Origin of the sequence: Mesorhizobium sp. Pch-S (genome assembly GCF_004136315.1) — a bacterium.
GTDB lineage: Bacteria > Pseudomonadota > Alphaproteobacteria > Rhizobiales > Rhizobiaceae > Mesorhizobium.
Genome location: NZ_CP029562.1, coordinates 4,660,490 through 4,673,450 on the forward strand (window position 1 = coordinate 4,660,490; position 12,961 = coordinate 4,673,450).

Consider the following 12,961-nt stretch of genomic DNA (forward strand, 5'->3'; position numbering starts at 1 on the left):
ATGTCCCTGTCAATGTCCGCGTGTCGCGGCGAGTTCGGCGCCGTAGCGCATCTCGAGAACGGTTTTCAAGATCAGAGTGACCAGCGCAAGGCCGGCCAGCAGCGACGCCACGGCAAAAGCGCCGACGGCGTTGTATTCATTGTAGAGGATCTCGACATGCAGCGGCATGGTGTTGGTCATGCCGCGGATATGGCCGGAGACCACCGACACCGCGCCGAATTCGCCCATGGCGCGGGCGTTGCACAGCAGGACGCCGTAGAGCAGGCCCCATTTGATGTTGGGCAGCGTGACATACCAGAAGACCTGCCAGCCATTGGCGCCGAGCGAGAGCGCGGCTTCCTCGTCCCCGGTTCCCTGTTCCTGCATCAGCGGGATCAGTTCGCGCGCGACAAAGGGAAAGGTGACAAAGACGGTGGCAAGCACGATGCCTGGCACGGCGAAGAGAATTTCGATGCCATGCGATTTCAGCCATGGGCCGAGCATCGCCTGGGCGCCGAACAGCAGCACGTAGACCAGGCCGGAGATGACCGGCGAGACCGAGAAGGGCAAGTCGATCAAGGTGGTCAGGAACGCCTTGCCCTTGAATTCGAATTTGGCGATCGCCCAGGCGGCGGCAATGCCGAAAACCACATTGAGAGGCACGGCAATCACGGCCACCAGGAGCGTGAGATGGATGGCGGACAGTGTGTCGCGGTCGTTCAAGGAGGTGAAGTAAGCGCCGACACCTTTGGCGAAGGCCTCCTTGAAGACGATGATGAGCGGCAGCAGCAGGAAGATGCCAAGGAAGACGAAGGCGATCGTCATCAGCAAGGCACGCGCCGAGCGGCTCTCGGTGACGGCCGCCGAGACATTGTCGTGCACCGGCTCGTAGGATTTGATTTCCGGATCAGCCATAGCGCTTGCGGCTCCATGCCTGCAGGAGATTGATGACGAGCAGCATGGCGAAGGAGATGGCCAGCATCACCGCGGCAATGGCGGTCGCCGCAGCGTAGTTGAACTCCTCGAGCCGGATGACGATGAGCAGCGGCGCGATCTCCGTGACCTTGGGCAGATTGCCGGCGATGAAGATGACCGAGCCGTATTCGCCGACACCACGTGCGAAGGCCAGAGCGAAACCGGTGATGATGGCTGGTGCCAGTCCTGGGAAAAGCACGCGGGTGATCGTCTGGAAGCGGCTGGCGCCGAGCGTGGCAGCGGCTTCCTCGACCTCCTTGTCGATTTCCTCGATGATCGGCTCGACGGTGCGCACCACGAAAGGCAGGCTGACGAAGACCAGTGCCACGATGATGCCGAGCGGCGTGTAGGCCACCTTGATGCCGAGCGGCATCAGCAGGCTGCCCAGCCAGCCATTCGGGGCATAGAGCGTGGTCAGCGCGATACCGGCGACCGCGGTCGGCAATGCGAAGGGGAGATCGACCATGGCGTCGACCACGCGCCGGCCTGGAAACTTGTAGCGCACCAGCACCCAGGCGACGATCGTGCCGAACACGACATTGACCAAGGCTGCAATGAGGGCGGTGCCGAAGCTGATCTCCAGCGCTCTCAAGGTGCGATCGGCGGTGACGATGCGCCAGAAATCGACCCATCCGAGCGATGCGGAGCGCCAGACCAGTCCAGCCAGCGGGATGAGAATGATGAGGGTGAGGTAGACAAGCGAGAAGCCGAGCGTCAGTCCGAAACCCGGAATGACACTCGGCTGCTTGAACCGCCACCCCGCCTGCGCGGGTGCTGTGGTCATATTGTTGTTGGCCCGTCCCTTCTTGTTGCCCTAGAGCGGACGCATTGGCATCCGCTCTATCTCCTTGTTTGTTGCATGATCCCGGTCCGAAAAGTCTGCAACTTTTCGGCATCATGCCAGCCGGAGAACGCCTCGAGAATTTCGAGACGTCACTGCAGCCCTCACTGCGCCGGCTTGTAGACCTGGTCGAATATACCACCGTCGGCGAAATGATAAGGCTGTGCCTTCTTCCAGCCGCCGAATTGCGGATCGTCGATCGTCACAAGCTTGATCTCAGGCAGCTTTGCAAGGTCCTCGGCCGGGACGAGCTCGGGCTTGGCGGGACGGTAATGGTTCTTGGCGATGATCGTCTGGCCCTCTTTCGAATAGAGGTATTTCAGATACGCTTCCGCCACCTTGCGCGTGCCCTTGGTGTCGACATTGCCGTCGACGACGGCGACAGGCGGCTCGGCGAGGATGGATGTGGGCGGGTAGACGACATCGAATTTGTCGGCGCCGAATTCATCGAGCGCGAGATAGGCCTCGTTTTCCCAGGCAAGCAGCACGTCGCCGAGATCCTTCTGGGCGAAGGTCACGGTCGAGCCGCGGGCACCGGTGTCGAGCACGGGAACGTGCGAGTAGAGGTTGGAGATGAATTCCTTGGTCTTGGCTTCGTCGCCGCCGTTCTGTGCGTTGGCGTAGGCCCAGGCCGCGAGATAGTTCCAGCGTGCGCCACCGGAGGTCTTCGGGTTTGGCGTGATGACCTGGACGCCGTCCTTCACCAGATCGTTCCAGTCCTTGATACCCTTGGGGTTGCCCTTGCGGACCAGGAAGATGATGGTCGATGTGTAAGGGGCGGAGTTGTGCTCGAACTTGGTGCGCCAATCGGGATTGATCTTCTTCGATTTCTCGACAATGGCGTTGATGTCGCTCTCGAGTGCCAGCGTGACGACATCGGCCTCCAGGCCGTCGATGACAGCGCGTGCCTGTTTGCCGGAACCGCCATGCGACTGCTGCACAGTCACCGTCTCGCCGCTTTCCTTCTTCCAGTAGGCGGCAAAGGCTTCGTCGAACTGCTTGTAGAGCTCGCGCGTCGGGTCGTAGGACACGTTGAGGATCGTCGTATCAGCGAACGCGAAACCGAGCGCACCGAACTGGACAGAGCCGGCAATGAGGATGCCGATCAGTTTCTTGAAGTGAGGTTTGGTCATTTCCGCCTCCGTTGAACTGTATTCTACTCTATCGAAATTGTAGAATTTGGGTGCGGCGAAAGTTGCCTTTTTCGGGCCTGCGAAGAAAAGTTCCAGCGATTTGGCGGTCAGGCAAGAAAATTCTACCTCACCGAAGCGACGGGCCGATCACAAATGGAGTCGCCCCGTGCAGTCTATTCGACGAAGACCTTGACGCTGGTGGCGCGACCGGCGGCGTCGATGACGGTCAGCGTCGAATAGCCTGTTCCGTCCGGCAGCCAGGTCGCAGTGCGGCGGCGGTCGATGCCGGCCAGCGGCTTGCCGTTGGCGAGCCAGCGGAACGGCGCCCGGCCGCCCTGCAGTTTCAGCACCAGCGGTGTGGCTTGGGATCCGGACACGCCGAGGTCGACGCGGGCACCGTCCGGTGGAAAGACGATACGCGGCGCTGGCTCGGTGGCGCCAGTGCCAAGCTGGAGTTCGTTGCCTGTTCCGAAGCGGGCAAGGGTGACCGGCAAGTCCTCGCGTCTCGGCCGAAGCACGCCGGCTGGCTGGCTTGGCAGAGCGACAGCGGCGAGGCCGGAGCGGACAAAACCTTCGAACAGGATGGGGGCCGCCGACACGTAGCCCGAGAGGCCGGGCACCGCGCTGGCGTCGGCGCGACCGACCCAGATCCCCAGAACGTAACGGCCGTCGAAGCCGATCGCCCATGCATCACGGTAGCCGTAGGATGTGCCGGTCTTGTAGGCGATGCCGCGTTGCGGCGCGCCTTCCGGAGGCCGCACGCCGGCGAGGATGTCGGTGATCTGCCAGTTGGCCCGTTCGTCCAGAATGGTGGTGGCGGCGCCGGTCACAGGCACGGCCTCGGTGCCGTCGCGCAGGGGATGCACCTTTCCACCGTTGGCGAGCCCCGTATAGAGCTGAACCAGGTCGCGCAGACTGGTGCCGACGCCGCCGAGGCCGATGGCCAGACCTGGCGGCTGATTGGTCGGCAGTACCGGCGACACGCCGGCCTGACGGAATCGGGCGGTAAGCCTTGCCGGCCCGACTGCGTCAAGGATGCGGATAGCGGGCACGTTCAGGGAAAGCTGCAAGGCCAGTCGTATCGAGACGTCACCCTGATATCCCATGTCGAAATTCTTCGGCCGGTAACCGGAGAAGTCGGCCGGGCTGTCTTCGATCATCGTCTCCTGAGCGACCATGCCCTGCTCGAAGGCCAGTCCGTAGATGAAGGGCTTCAGCGTCGAACCCGGTGAGCGCACGATACGGGTCATGTCGATCCAGCCGGCCCGGTTGGAATCGAAGAAAGATGCCGAGCCGACGCTGCCCAGAATGTCGCCCGTGCGGGAATCCGCCAGCACCATGGCGACCGACAGTTTCGGTCCGAGCCGCGTCGCCGCTTCGCGCGCGACGGCCTCGAGCCCTTCCTGGACGCTCTTGCGCAGGGTGAGTTTGAGCGGAGCGCCGGCTTGTGCCTTGCGCAGCAGCGTGTTGGCGGTGTGTGCAGCGAAGGCGGGCAGTTGGCGCCGCAGGTTGGCAACCTCTTCGAGGGCGGCACGGTGTGCTTCGCGTTCGCCGATCAGTCCGGCAGTGACCATGCGGTTGAGCACGCGGTCGCGTGCCGCCTGGGCAATGGCGGGATTCTTGTCCGGGCGGCGGCGTTCCGGCAATTGTGGCAGTGCAACGAGGAGAGCCGCTTCAGCCACCGTGAGCCGGCGTGGTTCCTTGCCGAAATAGGCGAGCGAAGCGGCGCGGACACCTTCGAGATTGCCGCCATAGGGTGCCAGGGTCAGATACTGTTCCAGAATCTGACGCTTCGTCAGGCGTCGCTCGATCTGCAGCGCGCGCAGCATCTGTTTCAGCTTGGAGCCGACCGAACGGCTTTCACGCGGCTCGATCAGGCGGGCCAACTGCATGGACAATGTAGAGCCGCCGGAGACGATGCGGTGGTTGCTGGCGAGTTGTGTCGCTGCCCGTCCCAATGCCAGCAGGTCGATGCCCTCATGGTCCCAGAAGCGCTTGTCCTCATAAGTGACCAGCATGTCGACGAAATTCCTGTCGACCTGATCGAGGCCGACCGGCAGGCGCCAGTAACCGTCCTTGGTGGCGAAGGCACGCAGCAATGCGCCATCGCGGTCGAGGACCTCGGCCGACACCGCCAGCGTATCCGGTAATGGCGGCGGAAAGGCGCGGTCGAGCGCCCACAAGCCTCCGACCGCGATCGCTGCCAGACCGGCAGCGGCGCCAGCGTAGATCGCCAGGCGCCGCAGGCTCCTTCGAGCCGGAGGAGGGGGGACGCTGTCGGTCATGGCCGCCTCGTGGCGCCGGCCTTACGGCGCCTTCACCTCCATCATGCCCGTGGCCGTGCGCGCCGAATATTGCGGCCGGTACATGTCCTCGACACTGGCTGCCGGATGCGCATAGACGCCGGGCGTCACCGCCCGCACCACATAGGCGAGGGTCTTGGTGCGGTCGCCATCCTCGGCAGCGGGATCGAAAGCGGCAACGAAACGGTCGTTGCGGAATTCGAGATGCGCGGCATTGGTCTGCGCCAGCCAGGAGAAGTTGGAAAGCTGGGCCGAGGAAACGAGACCTGGATTGTCGATCTCGAAGCCTGCCGGCAACAGGTCGGTGATCAGCACGCGCTGTGGCCAGTCGTTCAGCTCCGTCACCTTGAGAACCACGACATAGCGTTCGTTCTGCTTTGCCTCGCTGACATTCGCCTCGCTGCCGTCGAGCGTGTAGTAGGTGCGTTCGATGGTGAAGCCTTCGCCGCCCGCCGGCAGCGGCTGTGCCGGCGCGGCAACCGTGGTGACGACCGCCTGCAGGCCGTTCTTGCCGGCATTGGCGACGGTCAACGGGCTGTCCAGCAGGGTCTCTCCGGTCATTTCGGTCGAATAGGCACCGCTGTGCGGCTGACCGTTGATGGTGAGCTTGATGGTGTCGTTACCATTCTTCAGTGCGCGAGCGGCCAGCAGCATCCAGGCATTGTCCTGGGTGCTCGTCCAATGCTGTACGGCACGCTGCCTTTCGACCAGCTTGATCAATTCCGGCACCACCGACGGCACCGGCTTGGATTCGGCGGCAAGCGCCAGCATTGCCGCTCCATCGCGCAGTCCCGAGCCATAGTCGGAACGGTACCAGTCATAGTTGCTGGTGCTCTTGGCCAGGGTCAGGGCGGCCTGGAACGTTGCTTCCGAACGCTGCGCATCGCCATAGAGCGCCAGGGCCGCGGCCAGCTGCGCCACCGCCATCGGGCTGGAGAAAGCTTCCAGCTTGGTGTCGGCATAATAACGCAGGTCTCCGACCGAAGCCTTCTTGTTGCGGGCCAGGACATACAGCGCGTAAGCGATCTGCGAGCCACGGTCCTCGACGCTCTGATCGTAGCCGAGCGAATTCTGCAGGTTGCTCAATGCCTGCGAAATCGCCTGGGCTGGCACTTCGTACTTGGCTTCGCGCGCCCTTGTCAGGAAGTCGGTGACATAGGAATCCAGCCAAAGGTCGCCGGAGCCAGGTCCCCACAGGCCGAAGCTGCCGCCGGAAGCCTGGTAGCTCAACACCCTGTAGATCGCTTCCTGCACCCGGTCATGCAGGCCCGGATCATCGGGGATGCCGTAACCCTTCGACATTTCGCTCATGTAGAGCAGGGGCAAGGCGCGGCTGGTGGTCTGTTCGGCGCAACCATAAGGATAGCGATCGAGCGACAGGATCAGCGAAGGCACGTCGAGCGCGGCCGATTGCGATACGCCGACGCTGACGGACGAGCCCTGCAGCGTGCTGTCCGCCAGGAGTTGCTGATCCACACGCAGCGACGCACCATTCTTCAGGTCCACGACGAGGCGGACTGGAACCGGGAGCTGGGCCGGACGAACGGGCAGGAACAATGTCTGTTCCGCCGAAGGACCGCCATCCCTGGCCAATTTCACCGTAATCGTCGCATCGCTCGGTGAAACGCCGATCAAGGGAACACTCAGCGTCTGCCGCTTGCCCTCGGCCAAGGTCAGCTTGGCCGGCACCGCCTCGCCGCCGATGGTGATGTCGCCGGTGGTCTCGATGGCAAGCGCATAGTCACCGGCCGGAGCATCCGTGTTGGCGAAATCGAGCCGCATGGTTGCGGCATCACCGGGTGCCAGAAAACGTGGCAGGCCGGCGGTGATGACGATGGGATCGCGCACGATCACGTCGCTTACCCCATGGCCGACGGCTTCCTTGGTCCAGGCCACGGCCATGACGCGCGCGGTGCCATTGAACTGCGGCAGGTCGAAATTGACCATTGCCTTGCCTTCGGCATCCAGTTTGACAATGCCGGAGAAGAAGGCGACCAGCTTTTCGGTCGGTGGACTGCCTTGGCTCTGCAGGGCGTTGCCGTCGCCGCCGGTGCGCAGCTTGCCGGTTGTGCCGAGCGAGCCATCGATGAGGCGGCCGTAGAGGTCGCGCAGTTCCAGCCCCATCATGCGCTGGCCGAAGAACCAGTCTTCGGGGTCCGGCGCCTTGTAGTTGGTTAGGTTGAGGATGCCGACGTCGACGGCGGCCACCATGACGTAGGCGTCGCTGCCGGGTGCAACCCCGGTCACCGAAACAGGCACCGAAAGCGTCTGCCGTGGTTCCATCTTGGCGGGCGGCGCAAGCGCGACGCCGAGTTTCCTGGTGCCCGGATCGATCTTCAGCCATTTCACGCCGATGGCGCGGGCCGGCATGCGGCTCTGCTCGGCGTCACCCGGCCTGTAGAGGGTGGCCGTGACATAGGCGCCGGCACCCCAATCCTCGGTGACCGGGATGTCCACGGTGCCGCCATCCTTGGGAATGCTGACGTTGAAGGTCTTCAGCAGGCGGTCTGCGCCGATCGTCACCAGCAATTCGCCTGCATAATGTGGCGACACTTTCAGCCTGGCTGTGTCACCGACGGCATAGTCGTCCTTGTCGAGAGCGATCTCCAGTCCGTCCGGTGTCTCGGTCGAGGTGGCGCTGACGTACCAGCCGCCGTCGAACTCGTAGGACGAGGCGGGGCCGTCCGGGTCGGCTGTTTCGACCTCCAGCCGGTAACGTCCCCAATCGACAGGCAGCGAAACCGTCGCTTCGCCGTCGGCGGCGATATCGACCTTGCCGTTGGCAACCGCCTTGGTGAGGTTCACCGCTTCGTAGGCCCAGGAGCCGCCATTGCGGTACCATTGATAGTTGCGCTCGACCCTGACCAGCGACCATTGCGCGCCGGAAAGCGCCTTGCGGTTGCCATCGCGATCGACGGCGATCAAGCTGAACTTGGCAGTACCGCCCTGCGGCACCTCATCGTTTTCGAAATCGGCTCGGATACCGATCAGGTCGCCTTGCGGGCGCACTGCGAGATTGAGCGAACGCTCGACGGCGCGGCCGCCGGTTTCGCGCATCCGCACCGTGACCTTGGCGTTCACCAGTTTGGTGGTGGCCGGCAACTGGTCGATCGTGATCGGGAAGGTTGCCTTGCCATCGTCGCCCACCACAGGCAGGTCGGCCAAAGGTGTCACCGTCGGCTGCGCCGCCTGCTCGTCGGCGAGACCGAAGGCAAAGCCCTTGAAACGGTCCCAGTCGCGCGTCACCGACAGCGTCGTCTCGCCTTCGAGCGCCAGGCCGGCAGCCGGCGCGCCATAGAGGAAGCGGCCATCGACGGTGACGTTGGCCGTCTCGGCCTGGGCGATCTCTGTCTTGTCAGCGCTGAGGTCGAACTCAATGCGGTCCGGCACGAAGTCCTCGACCAGGAACATGTGCGTCGCCACGGCAGCCTGCTTGGGATCGGTATGGATCGATACCGTCCAGGTGCCGCGCATGGCGTTGGATTCCAGCGCCAGATCGACGGCATGGCCGCCTGCCGAAGCGCCGTCGCTGACGATACGGCGAGCCTCGACACCGTCCGGACGCGTGAAGATAAAGGTCAACGGCAGGTTCTCGACCGCCTTCGAGGCGTCGTCACGGGCGAGCGCCTGCACGTGCACGTCCTCGCCGACCCGGTAGATGCCGCGTTCGGTCCAGGCATAGACGTCGAGCGCACCGGGTGCGGCGCGGCCGGCAACACCACGATCGGAAAGATCGAAACCCGCCTTGGCCATGTCGAGGAAGACGAAGTCCTGGTCACCCTGCTTGGCCATCAGTACGGCCGGCACCATGCCGCCTTCGCCACGGGTCAGGCCCGGATTGAAGACGGCGCGGCCTTCGCCGTCCGTGGTGGCGGTGCCGAGGATCTCGTTGTTGCGGGCAAGCAAGGTCAGTTCGGCGCCCTGGATCGGCCTGGCGCTGCCCAGCGAACGGGCGAAGACGTTGAGGCCGTCCTGGCCGGTATAGGTCGAAAGGCCGATGTCGGAGACGACGAACCATTGCGTGGCGCGCGAATTGTATTCGTCGCTCTTGTCGTCCACGGGTTGCGCGGTGAGGATGTAGACGCCGGGCTTGCGCTGCGGCAGAGCCTCATCGACCGGGAAGGACGTGGTCACTTCTTTGTTGAGGTCGCCGGCGATCTCCATGCGGCCTTCCCAGATTGGCTGCCCCATCTGGTCCTTGATGTTGGAGAGATCATAGCCGTCGAGCTGGCGCAGGAACTGATAGCCTGAGAGAAGCTGCGCCAGCGAGCGGTCGCCGATGCGGAAGAGCTTCATGTCGGCGGCATTCATGTTGACGGTGACGACCGGAATACCGCGGCGCACACCCGACGGCAGCACGAAGCTGTCGCCGGTGAAGCGGGCGGACGGCGAACGATCCTGCACATAGATCGACAGCGTGACGGGGGCGGCGGTCACTTCGCCGATGGCGGCTGGGATACCGGCACGGAAGACGACATCATAATGCTGGCCGTGTTCCAGGCCTTCGACGCAGATCTGCTTGTCCTTGGCCTCGACTGCCTTGGGAGCCGCGCCGCCGACGGTGACGAACTGCGCATAGTCAACGCCGGTCTTGACCAGCTCCTCGGAGAACTGCGCGCAGATGCGCGGGCTGGAGGTATCGGCATCGACAGTGTGTTCGACGACCCGGAAACCCTTGCGCGCCTTGAGGTCTTCATATTCGGAGCGGACGGCCGCCGAATTCTCGAGCGCGAGGCTCGCCTCGTAAGCCTGCAACGCCGGACGATACTGATCGCGGCGGTCGAGGCCGGCAGCGAGCAGCGCCAGGGTCTCAGCCCGGGCGGCTGCGGTGCGGGACAGCTTGTAGCCCAGATAGGCTGCAGAGGTGGCATTGGATTGCAGTGTCGACTGGTTGTCACTGGAGGCTGCAAGCGTGCCCAGGATCTCGCGCGCCAGCTTTGGCCAGAGTGCCGCTTCGTCCGGCATGACGGAAGCTGCAGCCTCATATTTCTGCATCGCTGTGCGATGGTCGCCTGACAGCGCTGCCTGTTCGGCTTCCTGTTCAAGGGTCGTCAGGCCATCGCTGGGCTTGGTGTAACCGGGGCCGGTCAGGAAATTGCGGTACTGCTGCGCCTGATCGGCCATCCAGGCCGGAAAATAGGCGAGTTCGGCCGGTGCGCCGATATCAGGGGCGCTGTCGATGGTGACGACCTTGCCGCCAACCGCGCCGACAAACGGTTTCATCGTATTGAAGTCGGATTTGAGGAAGCACCATTTCGCCTTGGTGTTGTAGGTGAAGGCGCGACAAGCCGAATCGCCGAGGCAGGTCGTCTTGCATTGATCGAGTGTGACGTTCTGCTCCGAACGCAGGTCGAAACCGAAATAATCGGCGTTGTCCGTCGTTACAATTCGCTTGGTTTCGGCGCCTTGTGCAGCGCCGAACGAAGCTAGCAGGAAAAAGAACAGAACCGGCAGGAACCGAGCCGCGCGCGATGCCATCACACCCTCCTGGCACTTGATCGTCCAGGGCATGTTCCGTCTTCCACCTGGGTTGTCAACGTGCCAAATGGCGGTGAAACGACCGGACGATGCACAAAAGGATACGCGAAAGTTATCTGTATCGTCTGGCTAATTTAGCCAAAGCAGAGATCACGCGATTTTGCGAAGGCACAAAAGGTGTGTATTCAAAATTCGTTGCAATTCGGACATTTGCAATGCAGCGGCAATGTTGGTTTACGAGGACTTCACATGTTCATTCCAAGTTTACCTGTAGGGAGCATTGGGAGGTAGGGTCCGCGTATTGAGGGACAAGGCGAGTTGATGCCTGTAAAGGAGATGCGCCGTTGGCAAGCAAGCACGTCCTGGCGTGCGCTTTCGCGCGCCCTGCTTTTGTCCATGCTCGGTTTCTCTGCCGTCATCGCTGAAAGCCACCGCGCAACAGCCTTCGAACTGTTCGGAATCAGGCTCTGGGGCTCAGACGAAAAGGCCGACGAGGCGATCACCGATCCGTTGAGCTATACCGTGACCATCGAAGTGCCGGATGCCGACGACGACCTGAAGGAAAAACTGGAGAACGTCTCCAGCCTGAAGAATGACGAGGAGCGCCCGGTTTCGGGTTCGCTCGGCCTGATGACGAAGGCGCGTGGCGACCGCGAGCAGCTTGTCGCCGCACTTTATGAAGATGCCCGTTATGAAGGCGTCGTTGATATCGCCATTGCCGGCAAATCGCTTGACGATCTGCCGCCGGACGCCGAGTTCAAGGGCCAACAGCCTGTTCCGGTGACCATCACCGTAAGACCCGGCCAGAAATTCACGCTCGGCGACATCCGTTTGAAAGGCGATGCCGCTGGCATGGCGAGCGCGGATTTTGGCCTGATCTCGGGGGGCGACGCCGGTTCCGGCGCGGTGCTCAAGGCCGAGGCGAGGCTCGTCAAGGCGCTGAAGGACGAGGGCAGGCCGCTCGCCAAGGTCACCGACCGTGAGGTGGTGGCCGACCATGACAATGGACGGCTGGACGTGACGCTGACCGTCGAGGCCGGTCCGGTCGCGGGCATCGGTCAGACCACCGTCGAAGGAACCGAGGCGGTGGACCGCGAGTTCACCGAGTACATGACAGGCTTGAAGCGCGGCGAGCGCTATTCGCCAAAGCAGATCGAGGATGCCCGTGATCGCCTGCTGGGACTGGAAGTCTTCAACAGCGTCTCGCTGAAGGAAGGCGACAAGCTCGATGCGGACGGCAACATTCCGATCGACGTAGAGGTCAGCGAGCGCAAGCCGCGCTATTTCGGCGTCGGCGGCACCTTCTCCAACACGGAAGGGCTTGGCCTGGAAGGTTATTGGGGCCATCGCAACCTGTTCGGTCGCGCCGAGAAGCTGCGCATTGAAGGCAAGATCAGCGGCATCGGCGCCAATGCGTTGGGCGAGCTCAACTACAATGCCGGCATCATGTTCGAGAAACCTGGCGTGGTCGGGCCGGCCTCGAAGTTTTTCGCGAACCTGAAGACGGTCTACGAACATCCCGACGCCTATGACCGTTTCTCGACCAAGGGCGGCATGGGACTGTCCTATGAGCTCGACAAACGGCAGACTGTCTCTGCCGAGGTCTCGCTCGATTATTCGAAGATCACCGACAGTTTCGGCAAGCACGACTACCTGATCGCCAGCGTGCCGCTGCAATATGTCTTCGACAATCGCGACAACAAGCTGAACCCGAAGAGCGGGTTCAGGCTGCTCGCTTATGCCGAGCCGAGCTACGACCTCTTGAACGGCGCTACCTTCGTGAAGCTGCGCGGCGAGGGCAGTGCCTATCAGGCAATCGACACCGGGGGGCGCTTCGTGCTTGCTGGCCGCGTCGCCCTCGGCTCGATCGTCGGCGCAGGCCTGCAGGATGTTCCTGCCGATCGGCGTTTCTATGCAGGCGGCGGCGGCTCGGTGCGCGGCTATGCCTATCAGGGCATCGGCCCGAAGGACATCAACGGCAAGCCGACTGGCGGCCTGTCCTACTTCGAGACCTCGGCCGAAATGCGCATCGGCATCACCGATACGATCGGCATCGTGCCCTTCATCGATGCTGGTACGGTTTCTACCCAGCAGTTCCCCGATTTCTCGAACGTGAAGGTCGGCGCCGGTGTCGGTCTCCGTTACATTACGCCGTTCGGACCGCTGCGCATCGATGGCGCCGTGCCGCTGAATCGCGAGCCCGGGGATCCGCGCTTCGGCATCTATGCCGGCATTGGCCAGGCGTTCTGACG

6 protein-coding genes are annotated in these 12,961 nt (G+C 63.0%); 1 reads left to right on the plus strand and 5 read right to left on the minus strand.

Translation table 11 applies throughout. The annotated features are described in order from the left end of the window. Positions 1-9: 9 nt before the first annotated feature. From cysW to C1M53_RS21870, 5 genes are all read right to left on the minus strand, one after another. Positions 10-894 carry a sulfate ABC transporter permease subunit CysW gene (gene cysW / locus C1M53_RS21850; protein WP_129414147.1) on the minus strand — a complete coding sequence of 295 codons (885 nt, stop codon included), beginning with the start codon at positions 892-894 and terminating at the stop codon, positions 10-12. Beyond that, positions 887-1,738, minus strand: a complete 852-nt coding sequence (gene cysT, locus C1M53_RS21855; protein WP_129414148.1) for a sulfate ABC transporter permease subunit CysT — start codon at positions 1,736-1,738, stop codon at positions 887-889. The genes cysW and cysT overlap by 8 nt, the downstream gene beginning before the upstream one ends. A gap of 161 nt (positions 1,739-1,899) precedes the next feature. Next, entirely contained in the window at positions 1,900-2,928 is a 1,029-nt protein-coding gene (locus C1M53_RS21860) for a sulfate ABC transporter substrate-binding protein (RefSeq protein ID WP_129414149.1), read from the minus strand. 173 nt (positions 2,929-3,101) lie between these two features. Next, entirely contained in the window at positions 3,102-5,213 is a 2,112-nt protein-coding gene (gene pbpC / locus C1M53_RS21865) for a penicillin-binding protein 1C (protein ID WP_129414150.1), read from the minus strand. Between the two features lie 21 nt (positions 5,214-5,234). Then, positions 5,235-10,709 (minus strand): alpha-2-macroglobulin family protein, encoded by a 5,475-nt coding sequence (locus tag C1M53_RS21870; protein ID WP_129414151.1) that lies wholly within the window; start codon positions 10,707-10,709, stop codon positions 5,235-5,237. Between the two features lie 321 nt (positions 10,710-11,030). Between C1M53_RS21870 and C1M53_RS21875 the strand changes: the two genes are divergently transcribed. Beyond that, complete coding sequence (locus C1M53_RS21875; protein ID WP_129416305.1) at positions 11,031-12,959, plus strand: autotransporter assembly complex family protein; 1,929 nt, start codon at positions 11,031-11,033, stop codon at positions 12,957-12,959. Positions 12,960-12,961: the final 2 nt, after the last annotated feature.